This is a genomic window from Paludicola sp. MB14-C6, assembly GCF_030908625.1.
Classification (GTDB): domain Bacteria; phylum Bacillota; class Clostridia; order Oscillospirales; family Ruminococcaceae; genus Paludihabitans.
This window is the reverse complement of the sequence record NZ_CP133133.1, coordinates 2,284,799-2,303,011: the sequence shown is the minus strand read 5'-3', so window position 1 is coordinate 2,303,011 and position 18,213 is coordinate 2,284,799. Positions and strand designations below refer to the sequence as shown.

The following is an 18,213-nucleotide window of genomic DNA, read 5'->3' as shown; positions in this document are numbered from 1 at the left end:
CTAGTCCCCCTCCTTTTCAACAGTATCCAACTTCATCATTCGATTTAAAAGAGTTGTCACTAATAAAATTGTAAGAGCTGTTATTAGGCCTATTGCAGAAGCTTCACCAAATTCAAATTGATTAAATGCCCTATCATACAGTAAATACTGCAATACAGAAGTTCGACCATTTGGCTTTCCTCCGGTCAGCATCAAAACTTGAATAAAGACATTAAAAGATCCGATTATCATATTTACCAAAACAAAGTATGTAGTTGGTCTCAATGCAGGTATCACAATATAATGAAATTTTTGAAATTTTCCTGCACCATCTAATTCTGCAGCCTCATATAAATCTTGAGGAATTCCTTGAAGTGCTGCTAAGAAAATAAGCATAGCCCATCCGGTATTCTTCCATATTCCCATAATCCAAATAGCTAAATTACCAGACCATTCACGTAATAGCCATGGTACATAGTCATCAAGAATACCCATCACATCAACCAGAATGTAGTTAATTAGCCCACGATCTGAATTATTAAACATATAGGTAAACACTAAACTAACAATTACCCAAGAAGTGATTACCGGCAAATAAAAACCTACTTTAAATATAGTTTTACCTCGCTTAATATTGTTAATTAAGTATGCAAAAACCATTCCACCTAAAATAATGCATGGTGTTGTTACTATTGCATAAAGGAAATTATTTCGGTATGCATACCAAAAACGTGAGGATGAATCGGTGAAGATATTGATATAATTCTTAATGCCCACAAAGTCGATTTTTCCTTGTACAATTTGATATTTAGACAAAGATACTCTAACCGTAAAAAACATTGGGTATATTACAAATATTGCAACTAATATAAGTCCAGGTAAAACAAAAGGTAAGGCGCTTATCCATCCATGTACGCCCTTTGAAATTTTTCTTGAGGTAATCGTCGATTTTTTCATTTTTACCCCCCTAGTAGTTATTGAGGTTTGTTTATAAAACCAGCATTTATTTTATATTAAATGTCTCACTCGCTAAAGCGAGTGAGACACAATTTAATTAGGGTTAACCTTTAAGCTGTTCGTCTATTAACGTAGCAGCTTTGGCTAATTCTTTTTTCACATCTGCTTTATTAGCAAATATATTTGTCATTGCATCACTCCAAATTTGTCCAATTTCCGTATGATTTGGAGATGGAATTCGAGCTCTTGCAGATTCCATTTGCTTCATGTATACAGACCATACTGGATTATCTGTTACAGCTTTGTTCGTTACAAGTGACTTAAGAACCGGAAGTTGACCTTTTTGAAGCATATCAAGTTGAATCTCTTCTGATGCCATAAACTTAATAAACTCATAAGCTTCATTTTTATTTTTGCTATTTTCGAAAATTGCGATATTTTCACCGCCAACTACAGAAGTCGTTTTTCCGTTATATGTTGGAATAGTAGATGGAATGATCCCTGCAGCTGCAGTATCTGAATATGAACCAAAGAACCAAGGTCCTTCGAAAAACATTGCATATTCACCTGTTTTAATACCATCCCAAGCATCCACAGAACCATTTACATCACGAATTGTAAATACTTTTTTAGCATTTAAATCCAACATAGTTTGAATAGCTTTTATGCTTGCTTCAGAATCAATATATCCACTTGCTTTTGTAAAATTAGCATCAGTTAATTCACCGCCAAAAAGCCAAAAGTAAGGGAACAGATCCCAATCGCCAACGCCAGATACATTTAAGCGGAACTTTCCTCCACCGTTTTTCTCGGCAGCTGCAATAAATTCTTCCATCGTAGCCGGAATCTTATCAAGTCCTATTTTTTTCATTGTGTTTTGATTTACTACAGCAGATTTACAGTTTGTATCAAGTGGAAGTCCATAATACTTATTCTTATAGTAGTTTGTTGACATTGGTGCTTTCAAAAAGCTTTCTTTGAGTTCGCCAAATCCTTTCATATCGTCTAAAGCGATAATACCACCCTGTTTAGCATAAGATGCTGTATTCACAATATCTATTCTAGCTACATCAGGAGTTTGACCAGTACCAAATGCAGTAACTATCATTTGATGAAATTGTCCACCATCTTGCCTAACTGGTTCAATTGTTATTTCAGGATGAAGTGCACTCCATTTTGGAAGTACAACTTTTTTTAATTGTTCTTCCTCACCATCACCGTATGTATGCCAAAAAGTTAGTTTACAAGGTTTTAAAGTTTGGGTTGCTTGGCCTGATGATGGATTTTCTTGCGTATTTGAATTTTGTTGTTTCGTATCAGGTGCACATCCAGTAATGGATAACGCAACCATGATTACTGTTAGAAGTATGGAAATGCCTTTTGCAAATGTTTTTTTCATTTTTACTCCTCCAATCAAAATATAATCATTACCGATGAATACAGTATAGTATCTTTGTGGATGGATTCCAATGTATGAAAACTACTTTATTTGTATTTTAGCTACATTATAGCACAAATTACATTAAAATCAATTGCTTACTTTATATTAACATCATAATTTATTTCTTAATAACTGTTTTGCAAAATATTACTGAACTTGCACTATCATTTCTGATACAATTACCATATTTAAAGTTTTATTTCTATCTTTTTTAATCAAAAACGCACTAGACCTTTTAAAGTTGTTGTGCTAAGATATGTTAGGTATTAATAGATAAACATCGAGGGTAGTTATATGAACAAAGAACAAGCACTTTTAAAAGGTCCAATTTCTAAAACTTATATTTCTTATTTAATTCCAACTATTATCAGTATGATAACCAATTCCGTTTATTGTGTTGTTGACGTTATGTTTGTTGGTGTTTGTGTAGGAAGTGAGGCTCTTGCAGCATTTAATATTGCAATGCCGATTTTCACATTGTTTTCTTGCATTGGGTTAATGCTTGGCATTGGCGGTGCCACCACTATCTCAGTTTTAATCGGACAAGGAGATAAAACAAATGTAAACAAAGTATTCTCATTTAGCGTTTATGCAAGCATTTTGTCAGGAGCAATCATCAGTATTTTCAGCCTATGTTTTCCTGAATTATGTGCTCGTTTACTTGGTGCGCCCACTGATTTAGTGCCATTGGTAGTTGAATATTTAAGACCGCTCCAAATCATTGCACCTTTATATGTTTTAAATAACACATTACAAGTTATTATTCGTGCTGACTTCAATCCAAAGCTTGTTATGGTAGCAGCGATCAGCGCAAACCTTGCAAATATATTCTTCGATTGGTTGTTTGTAAGCGTTTTAGGATATGGTTTAGCAGGTGCTTCTACAGCTACTGCAATTGGTCCTTGTTTAGCTGTCTTTATTCTTTCTTTCCACTATATATGCAAAAAAAATACAATGCATTTTAAATTAAAATGCATCGACAAAAACTTAATTAAACGAATACTACAAAATGGTATGGGCAGCTTTATCCTTGAATTTACTTCTGGTGCAGTTGTATTTATGTTTAACATTGTGTTACTAAAAGTTAGTGGGCATTCAGCTGTTGCTGTTTATGCAATCGTTTCTAATGTTGCTTATCTTGGAAAGGGTATCTTCAATGGTATCTCGCAAGCTGCGCAGCCGTTAATCAGCGTAAACTACGGTGCACAAAACATGGATAGAATGAAACACTCATTGAAAGTTGCTTCCATTACCAGTATGATATTCTCATTAGGTCTATATGCTTTAATCTTAATATTCCCAAGTCAAATTATCGGCATGTTTATCGGTGATTCTCCTGAACTTCTGCCGATGGGTATTAAGGCTTCTCAATTATATTTTACTTCATTCGTTTTCACAGGTATCAACACCGTTTTAATGTATTACTTCCAATCTGCAGAATCATTAAAAATAACCACACTAATTGCACTTTCCAGAGGATTTATTTTTGTAGTAATTGGAATACTAATTTTCCCTGCTCTTATTGGTGAGGCAGGCGTTTGGATTACTATCACATTTGCTGAAATTATTACATTTATAATTATATTGCCGATAAAGTCAAAGTTTGATCGACTATTAAGACAGCGCTTTAACCTATCCCATGAAATTGATGATGCAAAAGCGCACGAGCACGCATAAATTCACTTGCAACAATTCTAATTTTATTGCATAATGATAGTATATTGACTTACTACGACTAAGAGAGGACTGTGTCTATCATGTATCAATTTCAAGAACATTCATGTAAAGAGCTGAATAATAATCCGTTTCACCTCATAGGAGATGAATGGATGCTAGTTACTTCCGGAAACGAACAAAGCTACAATACAATGACGGCTAGTTGGGGCGGTTTAGGAGTACTGTGGGGTAAAAATGTTGCAACAATCTATATTCGTCCACAACGATATACTTATGAATTTATTGAGAAAAACGAATACTTTACCCTTGCGTTCTTTGATGAGAGCTATAAAAAAGCGCTTGGATTTTGTGGAAAATACTCCGGACGTGATTATGATAAGGCAAAAGAATGTAATCTAACCCCTATGCCAATTGAGCAAACAATTGCATTTGAAGAAGCAAAGCTTGTTTTGGTTTGCAAAAAACTTTATCATCAAGACATAGATCCTGAAAATTTCTATGATGCATCTATTGAAAACAATTATGCGAACAAAGATTATCATCGTATGTATATTGGCGAGATTGTAAAGGTATTAGTAAAATAAAAATGCCGAATGCTACTCGCCAGAAAACGGATGATGAATGAATAAATCGTGGGTACACAAGCCGATTATAGCTTGGATACCCACGATTTTGTTGTAATGAGGTTTGAAATTAAGCAGTGCGTAAACTGTTCAAATCAAGCGAATGCTCATTAGCTTTGATTGTTATATAACAATTTTTCTTTTGAGAAATTTATATGTTCAACGATATGCCCTATATTTCCTTCACCAGCATACTTTGCTGAATCGAAAAAGTTGCAGTCTAAATCAGACCAATATAAATCATTTTCATCACCAATAACTTCTATGTTTTTATTTAATTTTCCAATGTAAACTTCTACGTAACAATTATCTATGTAATAAGTAAAATCCATTAAATGAGTAAGTTGTATATCCTCTTTAGAAATTGATGTTTCTTCAAATAATTCCCTATATGCAGCAATAAGACCATCTTCATCTATTTCTATTTTTCCACCTACCAAATTGGACAATCCCTTGTAAGGGTTCTTTTTTCGTTTGCACATCAAAAGTTTGTCTATTGTTTGATTATAAACAGCAATTACGTTATATCCTTGCATTTATATTACCTCCAATTATATAAATTCGCTTCAACAGCGTAAAAATCAATACTACCGCTCTACAAATATTTTGTTGATACTTTTCATCAATCATAAAACGGCATATATAATACTTATACTCTTCATGCGCAACCATTATAAAACGAATGCTCATTCACTTAATTTAGGCCAAAGTGTTTTTCAAGTAGCTGTAATGTTTTTTCAACTGTACTATCTGGTGTTCTGACGATCTTAAAAAATTTGTATTTGTCGGCTTCATCAAAGGTTGATTTTGCCCCTATTCTAAATAATTCGTTCTGCGTTTCAAGCTTTTTTTCTGGTTCTTTAAGTGACATTATGCACTCTATAAATTCTTTATGGTCGTCACGCCCATAATAATCACGAATGATCATTTCAGCGGGAGCAAGCATACACGCAATCCTATTGTGTTCTGATATTTCTGCTAACAGCTCTACATCCGGAAACCAAATATCTGCTACAACCTTGTTATTTTGAGATAATTTGATAAGTTCAATAAGAGAATATTGGAGATACTCATCGCCTCCATTATCGTCATTTTGTTCAGCTAAGAAATCTTCAATCGAACGACTAAACCACGCTTCCCAGTCTGTAACTGCTTTCCTTTTGGCAGATTTGGGTTGATACTTTTCATCAATTATTGACTGCCATACAGTAAAATTATCCTCATGCCAGTTGTCATTAAAGTGAATAAATCCGTATTTTTCACAAAGTGCTTTTGCCATGGTAGTCTTTCCGCCACAGGCAGTTCCTGTCAAAAAATATACGTTTTTTAAACTGTTTTTTAAAATGTTATTTGCAATATTCATAGATATTCTCCTTTTCATATAACAATAGAACCTATATCTTATAGGTTAATAAATTTTTGAATTCACTGAATTATCTAATTCTGTTATTGTTGTATAAAAAAACAATCCACATTGTATGCATCCTCCAATTATATAAATTCGCCCCCAGAGCGTAAAAATCACCACTATCAAAATTCATTGTAACCTTTAGAGAATAAAAAATCTTATACTGTAAATTTCATCAGTTCTTCAGCTTCAAGCATTTCACCTGTCTCCAAAAAACCAACTGATTGATATAGTCCTTTTGCCACAACATTATCAGGCTCAACGGATAAATAGATTTCTGTTACTTGATAAGTATCAATTAAATATTGAATGGCACTCTTTAAGGCATCTTTTCCATAGCCTTTTTGTTGATACTTTTCATCAATCATAAAACGGCAGATATAATACTTACCATCTTCATATGCAAACATAATAAACCCGACCATATTTTCCTCTTCATAGATTGCAAAAGGAAAGGCGGCATTTGGATAAAGCCAAGCTTCTGCGAGTGAATAAACATTAGTTGATACATATGTTTTCTGATGTTCTCTGACTGTTAATGCGATACATTCCTCAAAATTATGTTCTGTAATTTGTTTAAATGCTATCATTTGTAATGCTCCTTTTGTAAATTTGGGCATAAAAATACCCGAGAGTTTTGATTCCTCCCGGGTAATCATAAATGCACGTGATTAAAAAGGATGCCGGGAGCCATCTTTTTTTAAAATAGTAATAATTATCATACAATCGCTCCCTTTCTTAAAATATAGGTAAATTATAAGTAATAAAATTACAAATGTCAAGCTATAAAATAAAAAAGATAGATAAAGTTGATTTTTATCTATCTTTATATCATATTTTTACTTCAATAGTTTTTCTATTGTTGCAATTTTCACACAATAGCAGAACAATTCCATTGCAGTATTCAGTTCCTCTATTGATGGATAAGTTGGTGCAATACGAATATTACTATCATCAGGATCATTTCCATATGGAAATGTTGCACCGGATGGAGTCATAACCAAACCTGCGTCTTTGCAAAGTTGACCAACACGTTTTGCGCAACCACTCATAGTGTTGAATGAAATAAAATAGCCGCCATTTGGTGTTTCGTATGTTGCTATTCCATAAGGCGCAATATTGGTATTCAATGCGTTGATTACAGCATCAAACTTTGGAGCAATAATTTCTTTATGTTTTTTCATGTGCTCTTTGATGCCGTTAATATCTTTATAGTATTTTACATGACGTAGTTGGTTCATTTTATCAAAACCAATTGTTTGAATTGTCAAATGCTTGCGAATGAAATTTAAGTTATCTACACTTGCACCCATTACTGCAATACCAGCACCACTAAAGCTAATTTTTGAAGTAGATGCAAACTCAAAAACCATATCTTCATTGCTATTCTTTTTACATTCTTCATAGATATTCACAAGTTCATCAGGTGTTTCTGTTAAATCATGCACTACATAGGCATTATCCCAATAAATTCTGAAATCATTCGCTTTTGGTTTTAGTGCACCAAATCGTTTCACAACCTCAGCTGAATATGTAATTCCAGATGGATTTGAATATTTAGGAACACACCAAATACCTTTAATACTATCATCATTAGCAACAAGCTCTTCGACCATATCCATGTTTGGGCCTTTGTTATCCATTGGTATATTAATCATTTCAATTCCAAACAGTTCACAAATTGCGAAATGACGATCGTATCCAGGAACAGGACATAAAAACTTCACTTTCTCAAGCTTATTCCATGGAGTTGAGCCCATTACACCAAAAGACATTGAACGTGCAACGCTATCGTACATCATATTTAAACTTGAATTTCCACCCACTAAAATATTTTCTGGTTTTAGTTCAAGCATATCTGCAAATAATTTTTTTGCTTCGGGAATACCGTCTAATATGCCATAATTTCTTGTATCAAATCCGTTTTCAGTATTCATCATTTCATTGCCTGTTAAAATATCAAGCATTGGCATTGCTAAATCTAATTGCTCCGGTGCTGGTTTTCCTCTTGACATATCAAGCGAAAGACCTTGCTGTTTCATTTCATTATACTTAGAAAGCAAAATATCATATTCACTTTGCAATTCTTCTTTTGACATTGACTGATAATTTTTCATTTAAACCCTCCTGAAAGGACAATCTTTAACGATTATTATATGCAGTGTGTTTTATATTATAATTTACTAGATATATTGTACTACATTATATGCAGATTTGCAAGATTGTTTTTAAATTCTTGCAAAAATCGTTAATATGTATGATTATTGTACCTCATTTCAGACTGATTTAGCATAAAATTACACATATGAATGCATTTTATTTCGTTATCACTTTAACGTATATTCGTAGACTACCTTCATTTTCATCTTGCATAAATCGCCTAGCAATGCACGTTTAAAAGATATATTGTAAATATTACACTTGATAGGTGCCATTTATTATATGTTTATTTGACCAATAAAATAGTGTATAATTATAAGTTGAAGAATAATAGGAGGTAAAACAAAATGAAAAAATTTATTTCAGAATTTAAAGAGTTCGCTATCCGTGGAAGCGTTGTGGATATGGCTGTTGGTATCGTTGTTGGTGGTGCATTTAAAGGTATTGTAGATTCTTTGGTAAAAGACATTATTACACCTTTAGTAGGAATTATAGCTAACCAAGATTTAAGTGATAAAGTATTTATGATTGGTGACGTTGCGATTAAATACGGCTCTTTCATCTCTGCTATTATTAACTTTGCTTTAATGGCATTTGTCATTTTTATTATCATTAAATTTATAAACAAGATTAAAAGATTTGGCAAAAAAGAAGAAGCCGTTGTAGTTACTACTAAAATCTGTCCATTTTGCAAAAGTGAGATTCCTTTAGAAGCAACTCGTTGTGCACACTGTACTTCTGTTTTAGAATAAAGAAAAATAGCTTTATTAATTTATGATATTATACATACCAAAAGATAGTAGACACGGTTTTTTGTGTCTACTATCTTTATATGATTTCAATTATTTTTTAGATGGTTTTTTATAAAGCTTTAGTATAATATTTCTTTCATCAGCAAGTGCTTGAAAAATTGTTACAGCAATTAAAGCTTTCTCTTTTATACTCATATCATTAGAAGGTATTTCAGTCTTAATTTTTTCAATTACCATTCGTATGTCTTCAAGTTCTAAAAGATTAATTGCAATACAAAAAAATGTTTTACGCCTACCGTCATTATAGTTCTTAAGTAACCACCTCAATATTTGAGCTTTTTCGTTCAATTCCAAATGGTACTTCTCTATTCCGACTGCTTGAGCCTTTAACATATCTTTGAGTTGATTGCGATGCGTGATAAAAGAGTCATATTGTTCAATGTCATTGTATTTACTACACGGATACTCCTTACACTGAAAACAATAATCAATGCTTTGGTGTTGCAAACTACATCGTGCAATAGTACAACCTGGATTACCTGCTCCACCACCACAGCCAGGACAATAGTTGTCCAGTTTCATAGTACAGAGGCTACAATTTAATCCACACAAAGAAAGCTTTAAATCTGTTCGAATAAAATTTTTCACTATTACCCCCCTTTACACAAAACATATGTATTCTATATCGTTATTATATCAGACGCAAAGGAAATTTAAACCATAAATTAGAATTTGAAGATATCACAAAAGCGATAATCACAAAATATGTGATTATCGCTTCAGCTTGTAGAAAAAGTCTCCTAAATTCGATGATTTAGGGGACTTTTGACGCGAAAAATGGTATAATTAAATAGGGTGATTAAATGTTAGTTAAAGCTAAAAAAGACCGAACACAAGTAGAGTTTTTGTGCTTAGAAGAATTTATTCCAGCAGAACATTTGCTTAGAAAAATAGATAGTGCAGTGGATTTCTGTCATATATATGATTTCGTAGAGGATTTGTATTGTAAAGATAATGGAAGACCAAGCATAGACCCAGTAGTACTAATCAAAATGGTCTTAATACAACATTTGTATGGAATAAGTTCGTTGCGCAAATTGGTAGAAGAAGTACAAATGAACTGTGCATATCGTTGGTTTTTAGGATATTTAATGACAGAACAAATACCTCACTTTACAACAATAAGTTATGCCTTTAAACATAGATTTAACGAGAATACTATTGCATGCATTTTCAACTGGATATTGAATGAAATCAATGATATGGGATATCTTGACCCAGAGGTGGTATTTGTAGATGGAACCCATATAAAAGCAAATGCAAATATAAAAAAGGTTGTAAAGAAATCAATCCCCGTAGCAGCAAAACATTATGAGAAACAACTAATGGACGAAATCAATAAAGATAGAGAAGAACATAAAAAAAAGCCATTTGACGATACAAAGCCACCTAAAATAGAAGAAAAAATCATCAATGAATCAACCACTGACCCTGAAAGCGGTGTATTTCATAAAGGAGAGCATAAGAAATGCCTTGCTTATGAAGCACATACAGCTTGTGACAAAAAAGGCTACATTGTAGATGTTCATGTAACAGCAGGCAATGTACATGACAGCGTAGCATTCGATGATTTGTATGATAAATTAAAAGAAAACCACCCCGAAATCCAAACAATAGTGGCAGATAGTGCCTACAATACTCCCTATATTGCAAAAAGACTTATAGATGATGGAAAAGATTTATTAGTACCATATCGTAGACCAATGACAAAACAAGGCTTTTTTAAGAAATATGATTTTTCATATGATGAATATTTTGACTGTGTAGTATGTCCAAACAATAAAGTTTTACACTATTCCACCACGAATAGAGAAGGATACAAAGAATTTAAAAGCAATCCAAACGACTGTAAAATCTGTGGGTTTCGTTACAAATGCACTGAAAGTAAAGAATTCCAGAAACAATACACAGTTCATGTTTGGCATGAGTACTTAGAGCAAGTTTCAGATATTCGTTATGCAATAAAATACAAAGATCTTTATGCACAGCGAAAAGAAACGATTGAGCGAGTTTTTGCTGATGCGAAGAGACTCCCGAAAATTTTGTGTAAAAGTGAATAAGGTACTTCCAATCAGACAAGAATTAAGATAATAAATTCAAGTATGAAAGGAAGTATTTTTTTATGGAAAAGCAACCGAAAGAGTTATTAAAAGAGTATGTGAACAGCCAAAACTTCACAAGCACAACAGAGGTTATGCAGGCAATGAAAGAGATGTTCAAAGATGTTCTTCAGCAAGTTATGGATAGTGAATTAGACGAAGAATTGGGTTACCAAAAAAGTCAAAGAATAGCGAACGATGACGGAAAAAGCATGTCGAAAAATTATCGAAATGGATATTCAAAGAAAACAGTTAAAACACAACTTGGCGAAGTGGATATTAATGTTCCTCGTGATAGAAACGGTGAATTTGAACCACAAATTATTGGTAAATATAATCGTAATGCTGACGGGATGGAAGAAAAAATTATTGCACTTTACTCTTGTGGCATGTCTCAACGAGATATTGCTGAACAAGTAAAAAATCTTTATGATGTAGAAATTTCAGATGGACTAGTAAGCAAGATAACAGAAAAAATAATGCCGGAAGTAACAGCATGGCAAAACCGTCCACTAGATAGTGTATACCCATTTGTGTTCATGGATGCAATACACTACAAAGTAAAAGAAAACAATCAGTTTGTAACGAAAGCAGCATATGTGGTTTTAGGAATTACACTTGAAGGAAATAAAGATATATTGGGCATTTGGATTGGAGAAAACGAGAGCTCAAAATTCTGGTTGAGCGTTATGAATGACTTGAAATCAAGGGGTTTGCAAGATGTATACCTATTTTGTGTTGACGGTTTAAAAGGTTTTAAAGAAGCAATCAATGCAGCATATCCCAAAGCGCACATTCAACGTTGTATTATACATCAAATTCGATATTCAACACGATATGTAGGATACAAAGATATCAAGAAGTTAATGGCAGATCTAAAACTAGTATATCAAGCTGTTACAGAGGAAGAAGCATTGAATAATCTAATATCATTCAAAGAAAAATGGGGTAAAAGTTATCCTTCTTGCATAAAGAGTTGGGAGGATAACTGGGATATACTATCAACCTTTTTTGCATATCCAACTGATGTAAGGAAAATAATATACACAACTAATATTATTGAGGGATTAAACAGGCAGTTCAGACAAATAACCAAGAATAAACCATCATTTCAAAATGATGATAGTTTAAAAAGGATACTGTATTTAGCTTCAAAGAAAATTGTCGAACGATGGACACAACGTTGTCGAAATTGGGACGTTGTTTTAAACCAATTAAACATCATGTTTTCGGACAGAATCGCTGGATGATTCTATGTTCAGCCGCCAAAATTTAATGACAAAAGGGGCATGCCCCTTTTGTCATTAAATAAACTTGTTTCAACTAACCTATACACTATGTCAATTACTATTTTGTTCCTATTTCTTGTTCTGATTGTTTTTATATTTACACAAAATTCTTGGTATACCCGACAGAATCGCTGGATGATTCTATGTTCATCCGCCAAAATTTAATGACAAAAGGGGCATGCCCCTTTTGTCATTAAATAAACTTGTTTCAACTAACCTATACACTATGTCAATTACTATTTTGTTCCTATTTCTTGTTCTGATTGTTTTTATATTTACACAAAATTCTTGGTATACCCCGTTATACACCTTATCGAGGTCTTGCCCAAGTAACAAACTGGGTTAGGCTTAAATTTGCGTGCATGAACCTTAAAAAGCTGGCAATACATAAGTGGAGGGTGAACTCTCCTTTTTGTATCCTTTCCACTTTTTTTAAATTTTCAACCATATATTCAAAAGCCCGACTTTGGTTACGCCAAAATCGGGCTTTTTCTTCAGACTGAAGCGATAATCACAAAATATGTGATTATCGCTTTTCATTCTTACTCAAATTGTGCGTTGTATTCGTCTACTATTTTACCAACCAGTTTTATTCTTTCAATATCTCCTGTTGAAGAAATCTCATCAGAAATACCTAAAATTAGGTTTGGTGCAAACAAATCAAGGATATTATGAACACATTCTTCCAATACTTCTACCGGATAAATTTCATCAAAATATACAGCTGGTATACCATCGAGCAAAAACATATCGCCTAGATTTTCTTTTGCTTCTTCTAAGGTAACGTCGCCTTGCGGTACAGGAGTAATTGCTTCAACTCCATCTAGACCTGTTTGTTGATAATATTCCATTAAGCCTTTATTATCCCCATCAAAATGAGAACAAATAAATTTACCGGCTTTGTGTAAACGCTCGGTTCTCAATTTATATTCCGGTAACACATATTCTTCAAAAAAGCTTGGTGAAAGCGTTCCTGAGTGAATATTATCACCAAAGTTAATAATATGAATTGGAGATTCGTTAATAACATCAATTAAACGAAAATGACATTCTCTTAATGCATCAAAGTACTCCTCAACTGTTTCAGGATAATCCATAACAGCATAAACTGCTTCTTCAACACCCATTAAATCAATATATAAACGTTGCATAGATGTTCTTGGCATAAAAATTGTAGGTGCTCCAAGATTACCCCATTCTGCTTTGGTTTTGTCAAAATGCTCTTGATTCCAACCCCAGTTTGTATGGCTTTCGATGTAAGTAAACACCTTCAAGTCTTCTTCGTTGCAAACCCACTCTTTTGTAACCAACTCTGCCCAACTACTTGGAGTTGTCTTTGTTATTCTTGTTACTGTACCAACCGGCGTTTCCATTTTATGCTCAGTAGATCTACCATCTACTGTTTTGCTGAAATGAATGGTATCATCATAAATTGGATAGAAACAATCGTTGTATTCATATATTCTTGCAGAACAGCCAAGTTCTTTATAAATATCAACTTTTGACATATCTTTATATATACCCGGTAATTCCCCATGATCAAATAATTTATCGGTAATCCAACAATCAATTCTTGGTTGCCAAATTACTTTTCCTTTAGAACGTTTAAAACAAACATCCTCATGAAGCTTTGCAAAGTTTTGTGTCATATCAAATATCCTCCAATACAATTTTTGTATTTATCATTATTTTTGTATTCAAAAGCATAGCACAACTAGATGAAATTAGATAAGACTTTTTTACGTTTTTTTGTATTTTTCTACGTTTTCATATTTATATTACTTTGATTCCACTTTCACAGATAAACCTACTTCAAACATACGATTCCAAGGTTGATAACTATCTAAAATTGTAATGGCATGGTTTGCATCTTCAATGTAAGATTTTGTAACTTCGCTCAACTTTTCACGAATAATTTTAGCAACCTCACCTTTTTGTCCGTCTAAATGGAAATAGTTGTAACCCATAGACTCAATTACATTTGAAGTAACATCTTTAATTACAAAACACATATATGCTACATCTTCCACATAACGAAGTGCTAAGAAGTCTGCATGACCTTGTCTATCACCATAAATTGCATGAATCATACCATGAGGAATGCAAGTACCTAATGTATTAGAGGATGTATTCCATCCGGCATAGCTAGAAAGCTTAAATAATAGTCCTTTGTTGCGGAGTAATTCAAACAACGCAGGATCGCCGCCGTTTGCATATGCGATATCTGCAAACACCACTTCTTTTCCTAATACGTTGATTGCGTAATCTGCATATTCAACCTGCTCAATTAAGTTACGATTTGCATCATATTCAATCATTTTCGGTAATGGGATAACCACATCACTCATTACTTCATGACATTGTGGGTTTGCACTCGGAGTGTTAATCATCAAGATAATGTCTGCTTCACTTACACTTGAAGCAATTAAGCCACCTGCTGCCAATACTTGATATTTAATTGTTTCATTTACAACACGGTCTTCAAATAAAGGTGTAATCGTATCGCCCAAGGCACTTGCATACTTCAAATATACCAATGGACGTTTATTGTGAAATTGGTTTATCAGTCTTGCCAATAGCGTATTTGCAACTGCATCAGCATCAGGATACATATATACATTTAATTGTTGATTGGTATCACGAATATGTTGACGAATAATTTGTTGGTCTTTTGCTGTTAACCCATATGGGCTTGAATCATCTTGTGGTACTATTAAGAAATCAATTACTCCGTCACGTGTTAATTCAATAGCACGTTTATTTACCTCAATATTTTTGATTCTTCGTTGTAAATAATCGTTTAAATATTCTTTTGGCATCATTGCGTTAATATCTGCCAATTCTTGTTTTTCTTCATCGGTTGCTATTCCTAGCTCTAATTTATGGTTAATGACTCCAAAGCGATGAATTTCACGTCCTACTTGCTCGTAATAATCTGGTTCTTCGTCGCTGGATGAATATTGTGGATTTCTCATAATAAGGGTATATGCGAATAAAGTAAGCTTTGGGTTAATCGCTTTCAATTCTTTTAACTGCTCAAGTCTTGCAATCATGTCACTTACTTCAAAGTGATGCAAACGAGAAGCTAAAATACTTGAATAGATTAAGGTATCTATTGCAATAATTGCTCCGTCACAATCTTTAATATTATCTTTGGTCCATTGAAAGATTGCATCAATATCGCCCGGTTTTTTTTTCTTGCCTAAAATATCTTTTGGCGGTTTTACAATTTCTACATCCGTATCTTTCACCATTAGTGTAGTAAAATCATAGTTACATGGCCTTTCATCTAATGGTAATAACAATATTTTTCTCATCAATCTAACTATCCCTTCTGAACAGAAATGATTTATTCAACAAAATTGCAGGTTTTTGTTCTTTACTTAATTGCTGCAACGTAACGCTTTGTAATATCCATTGGTCTTGTAATTGCAGTTCCAACAACAGCACACCATACTCCGCAATCCATGGCTTGTTTTAATTGCTCCGGTGACCAAATACCACCTTCAGCAATTACCGGCATATCAAGCTCTTTTACAAGCTTTTTTAATAAGTCATAATCAGGAATTGCAAAGCCCTTTGTATTTTCTGTATAACCTCTTAATGTTGTGCTTACTATATCAAAACCTAAGCGTTTCGCATTTTCGCATTCTTCAAAAGTTGCACAATCAGCCATAAAAATTTGATTTGGGTATTTTTTTCTTAATGGAACGAAAAATTCTTCTAAGCTTGCTCCACCGGTACGAGTACGAAGTGTAGCATCAGTTGCAATAATATCTACGCCGATTGCTATTAGACTTTCTACTTCTTTTGCTGTTGGTGTAATACGAACAGGACTGTCATCATAATCTTGTTTTACAATACCGATGATTGGTAAGTCAACGATTTTCTTCATTTCTGTAATATCACTTACAGAGTTTGCACGAATACCCGCTGCTCCACCTAATGAAGCGGCATATGCCATTCTTCCCATGATAAAAGAACTATGCAGTGGTTCTTCCTCTAAAGCTTGACAAGATACCACCAAGCCGCTCTTGATTTTTTCTAAAGTTTCCATTTTATTCATCAAATGATCCCCTTTACTTTAACTTCTGTTCTAGAATACCATTTTTATTACAAAATTTCAATCAATAATGGCTTTTTGATGTTAACAACGTTTGATATTTTTCTTTGACTGTTTCCTTTAAAAATAAAATAACATTCTATTTATAATTCCTATTTTTTAAGAAAATATAGGTAATATGTATTGTTATCAACATTTTTTTGGTGTATAATAAACTAATGTGTTGCAAAACATAAAATATTAAACAAGGAGGCTATTTCAATGCAAAGAATTGAGATTAAAACACTTTATTCTGCAGTTGAAGCTTACAAAGACAAACAACTAACAGTTTGTGGCTGGGTTAAAACAATCAGAGATTCAAAATCATTAGGTTTTATTGAACTAAATGACGGTAGTTCTTTTAAAAATCTACAAGTGGTGTTTGAGGATAATAAAATAGATAATTTTAAGGACGTGACGAAATATAATGTAGGCTCAGCTATTATTGTAACTGGTAGCCTTGTTATGACTCCTGATGCAAAACAACCTTTTGAAATACATGCCGATTCTATTGTTTTGGAAGGTAAATCCACACCGGAATATCCATTACAAAAGAAACGTCATACGTTAGAATATTTAAGAACACTTCCACATCTTCGCCCTCGTACAAACACATTAAGTGCTGTATTTAGAATTCGTAGCGTTGCTGCATACGCAATTCATAAGTTCTTTAATGAAAGAGGATTCGTTTATGCACATACTCCGCTAATTACAACCTCTGACTGTGAAGGCGCAGGTGAAATGTTCCGTGTTACTACTTTAGATGCAAAAAATCCACCTTTAAAAGAAGATGGTGCGGTTGACTTTTCACAAGACTTCTTTTGTAAACCAGCGGGGCTTACCGTTTCCGGTCAATTAGAAGGCGAAGCAATGGCAATGGCTTTTGGTAAAATCTATACCTTTGGCCCTACTTTCAGAGCAGAACAATCTTTTACCGCTCGCCATGCTGCTGAATTTTGGATGATTGAGCCTGAAATTGCATTTGCAGATTTAAAAGACGATATGGATTTAGCACGTGACATGATTAAATTCGTATTAGCTTATGTTTTAGAAAACTGCCCTGATGAAATGCAATTCTTCAACAATTTCTATGACAAAGGTTTAATTGCTCGTTTAACCGATTTAGTAGATTCTGACTTTGCTGAAGTTACTTATACAGAAGCTATTGAAATATTAGAAAAACACAAAGATAAATTTGATTATCCTGTTTATTGGGGTGCTGATTTGCAAACAGAACATGAACGTTTCTTAACTGAAGAAATATTCAAAAAGCCTCTATTCGTTACAAACTATCCAAAAGATATTAAGTCTTTCTATATGCGTTTAAATGATGATGGCAAAACGGTTGCTGCAACTGACTTGCTAGTACCTGGCGTTGGTGAAATCATCGGTGGCAGCCAACGTGAAGAAAGATTAGACGTATTAGAAGAGCGCATGAAAGAAAAAGGCTTAAATGCGGAAGATTACTCTTGGTATCTTGATCTTCGTCGTTACGGCGGCACAAAACATGCAGGATTTGGTTTAGGCTTTGAACGCTTAATTATGTATATAACAGGTGTTTCTAACATTCGTGATGTATTACCGTTCCCAAGAACTACAGGTTCAGCTGTTTAATGCAGCCTCACCTATTAAACTGTAAATAGCACAAGGATTTTCCTTGTGCTAT

16 protein-coding genes are annotated in these 18,213 nt (G+C 33.5%); 6 read left to right on the top strand and 10 right to left on the bottom strand.

Translation table 11 applies throughout. The features are described 5' to 3' along the window. Positions 1-936, bottom strand: coding sequence for a carbohydrate ABC transporter permease (locus RBG61_RS10965; RefSeq protein ID WP_307943400.1), 936 nt, complete (start codon positions 934-936; stop codon positions 1-3). A gap of 103 nt (positions 937-1,039) precedes the next feature. Continuing rightward, the gene (locus tag RBG61_RS10960; RefSeq protein WP_307943398.1) at positions 1,040-2,335 is read right to left on the bottom strand and encodes an extracellular solute-binding protein; all 1,296 of its coding nucleotides are present in this window, start codon (positions 2,333-2,335) and stop codon (positions 1,040-1,042) included. Between the two features lie 336 nt (positions 2,336-2,671). Between RBG61_RS10960 and RBG61_RS10955 the strand changes: the two genes are divergently transcribed. Together RBG61_RS10955 and RBG61_RS10950 are read left to right on the top strand one after the other, a co-directional pair. Next, the gene (locus RBG61_RS10955) at positions 2,672-4,054 is read left to right on the top strand and encodes an MATE family efflux transporter (protein WP_307943396.1); all 1,383 of its coding nucleotides are present in this window, start codon (positions 2,672-2,674) and stop codon (positions 4,052-4,054) included. Between the two features lie 80 nt (positions 4,055-4,134). Next, a complete protein-coding gene (locus RBG61_RS10950; RefSeq protein ID WP_307943393.1) occupies positions 4,135-4,638 on the top strand; it encodes a flavin reductase in 504 nt (167 codons plus the stop codon). Between the two features lie 149 nt (positions 4,639-4,787). Here RBG61_RS10950 and RBG61_RS10945 read toward each other — a convergent pair whose 3' ends face one another. The 4 genes from RBG61_RS10945 to RBG61_RS10930 form a co-directional block, all read right to left on the bottom strand. Next, the gene (locus RBG61_RS10945) at positions 4,788-5,213 is read right to left on the bottom strand and encodes an NUDIX hydrolase (protein ID WP_307943390.1); all 426 of its coding nucleotides are present in this window, start codon (positions 5,211-5,213) and stop codon (positions 4,788-4,790) included. A gap of 158 nt (positions 5,214-5,371) precedes the next feature. Beyond that, positions 5,372-6,040 carry a hypothetical protein gene (locus RBG61_RS10940; RefSeq protein ID WP_307943388.1) on the bottom strand — a complete coding sequence of 223 codons (669 nt, stop codon included), beginning with the start codon at positions 6,038-6,040 and terminating at the stop codon, positions 5,372-5,374. 203 nt (positions 6,041-6,243) lie between these two features. Beyond that, a complete protein-coding gene (locus tag RBG61_RS10935) occupies positions 6,244-6,675 on the bottom strand; it encodes a GNAT family N-acetyltransferase (RefSeq protein WP_307943387.1) in 432 nt (143 codons plus the stop codon). A gap of 249 nt (positions 6,676-6,924) precedes the next feature. Continuing rightward, positions 6,925-8,202 (bottom strand): aminotransferase class I/II-fold pyridoxal phosphate-dependent enzyme, encoded by a 1,278-nt coding sequence (locus RBG61_RS10930; RefSeq protein ID WP_307943384.1) that lies wholly within the window; start codon positions 8,200-8,202, stop codon positions 6,925-6,927. Between the two features lie 390 nt (positions 8,203-8,592). On the opposite strand from RBG61_RS10930, the gene mscL reads away from it, so the two are divergent. Beyond that, positions 8,593-8,997 carry a large conductance mechanosensitive channel protein MscL gene (gene mscL / locus RBG61_RS10925; protein WP_307943382.1) on the top strand — a complete coding sequence of 135 codons (405 nt, stop codon included), beginning with the start codon at positions 8,593-8,595 and terminating at the stop codon, positions 8,995-8,997. Positions 8,998-9,087: 90 nt separating this feature from the next. On the opposite strand, the gene RBG61_RS10920 is transcribed toward mscL, so the two are convergent. After that, positions 9,088-9,645: a DUF3795 domain-containing protein gene (locus RBG61_RS10920; RefSeq protein WP_307943380.1), complete on the bottom strand. Its 558-nt coding sequence runs from the start codon at positions 9,643-9,645 to the stop codon at positions 9,088-9,090. A 215-nt stretch (positions 9,646-9,860) separates the two neighbouring features. On the opposite strand from RBG61_RS10920, the gene RBG61_RS10915 reads away from it, so the two are divergent. Next, positions 9,861-11,117, top strand: coding sequence for an IS1182 family transposase (locus RBG61_RS10915; protein WP_307942589.1), 1,257 nt, complete (start codon positions 9,861-9,863; stop codon positions 11,115-11,117). 62 nt (positions 11,118-11,179) lie between these two features. Then, the gene (locus tag RBG61_RS10910; RefSeq protein ID WP_307942478.1) at positions 11,180-12,406 is read left to right on the top strand and encodes an IS256 family transposase; all 1,227 of its coding nucleotides are present in this window, start codon (positions 11,180-11,182) and stop codon (positions 12,404-12,406) included. A 581-nt stretch (positions 12,407-12,987) separates the two neighbouring features. Here the strand turns inward: RBG61_RS10910 and RBG61_RS10905 are convergent. The 3 genes from RBG61_RS10905 to RBG61_RS10895 all read right to left on the bottom strand — a co-directional run bounded on the left by RBG61_RS10905 (position 12,988) and on the right by RBG61_RS10895 (position 16,502). Further along, positions 12,988-14,094 carry a uroporphyrinogen decarboxylase family protein gene (locus RBG61_RS10905; protein WP_307943378.1) on the bottom strand — a complete coding sequence of 369 codons (1,107 nt, stop codon included), beginning with the start codon at positions 14,092-14,094 and terminating at the stop codon, positions 12,988-12,990. Between the two features lie 129 nt (positions 14,095-14,223). Next, entirely contained in the window at positions 14,224-15,762 is a 1,539-nt protein-coding gene (locus RBG61_RS10900) for a DUF4127 family protein (RefSeq protein WP_307943377.1), read from the bottom strand. A 62-nt stretch (positions 15,763-15,824) separates the two neighbouring features. Then, complete coding sequence (locus tag RBG61_RS10895; RefSeq protein ID WP_373889746.1) at positions 15,825-16,502, bottom strand: N-acetylmannosamine-6-phosphate 2-epimerase; 678 nt, start codon at positions 16,500-16,502, stop codon at positions 15,825-15,827. Between the two features lie 267 nt (positions 16,503-16,769). On the opposite strand from RBG61_RS10895, the gene asnS reads away from it, so the two are divergent. Beyond that, the gene (gene asnS / locus RBG61_RS10890) at positions 16,770-18,161 is read left to right on the top strand and encodes an asparagine--tRNA ligase (protein ID WP_307943371.1); all 1,392 of its coding nucleotides are present in this window, start codon (positions 16,770-16,772) and stop codon (positions 18,159-18,161) included. The last annotated feature ends 52 nt before the right edge of the window (positions 18,162-18,213 follow it).

Coding starts and splice junctions, on each gene's coding strand:
- RBG61_RS10900 (WP_307943377.1), bottom strand. CDS start 15,762: ATGAGAAAAATATTGTTATTACCATTAGATGAAAGGCCATGTAACTAT.
- asnS (WP_307943371.1), top strand. CDS start 16,770: ATGCAAAGAATTGAGATTAAAACACTTTATTCTGCAGTTGAAGCTTAC.
- RBG61_RS10955 (WP_307943396.1), top strand. CDS start 2,672: ATGAACAAAGAACAAGCACTTTTAAAAGGTCCAATTTCTAAAACTTAT.
- RBG61_RS10950 (WP_307943393.1), top strand. CDS start 4,135: ATGTATCAATTTCAAGAACATTCATGTAAAGAGCTGAATAATAATCCG.
- RBG61_RS10960 (WP_307943398.1), bottom strand. CDS start 2,335: ATGAAAAAAACATTTGCAAAAGGCATTTCCATACTTCTAACAGTAATC.
- RBG61_RS10905 (WP_307943378.1), bottom strand. CDS start 14,094: ATGACACAAAACTTTGCAAAGCTTCATGAGGATGTTTGTTTTAAACGT.
- RBG61_RS10910 (WP_307942478.1), top strand. CDS start 11,180: ATGGAAAAGCAACCGAAAGAGTTATTAAAAGAGTATGTGAACAGCCAA.
- RBG61_RS10895 (WP_373889746.1), bottom strand. CDS start 16,502: ATGGAAACTTTAGAAAAAATCAAGAGCGGCTTGGTGGTATCTTGTCAA.
- mscL (WP_307943382.1), top strand. CDS start 8,593: ATGAAAAAATTTATTTCAGAATTTAAAGAGTTCGCTATCCGTGGAAGC.
- RBG61_RS10915 (WP_307942589.1), top strand. CDS start 9,861: ATGTTAGTTAAAGCTAAAAAAGACCGAACACAAGTAGAGTTTTTGTGC.
- RBG61_RS10965 (WP_307943400.1), bottom strand. CDS start 936: ATGAAAAAATCGACGATTACCTCAAGAAAAATTTCAAAGGGCGTACAT.
- RBG61_RS10930 (WP_307943384.1), bottom strand. CDS start 8,202: ATGAAAAATTATCAGTCAATGTCAAAAGAAGAATTGCAAAGTGAATAT.
- RBG61_RS10935 (WP_307943387.1), bottom strand. CDS start 6,675: ATGATAGCATTTAAACAAATTACAGAACATAATTTTGAGGAATGTATC.
- RBG61_RS10945 (WP_307943390.1), bottom strand. CDS start 5,213: ATGCAAGGATATAACGTAATTGCTGTTTATAATCAAACAATAGACAAA.
- RBG61_RS10940 (WP_307943388.1), bottom strand. CDS start 6,040: ATGAATATTGCAAATAACATTTTAAAAAACAGTTTAAAAAACGTATAT.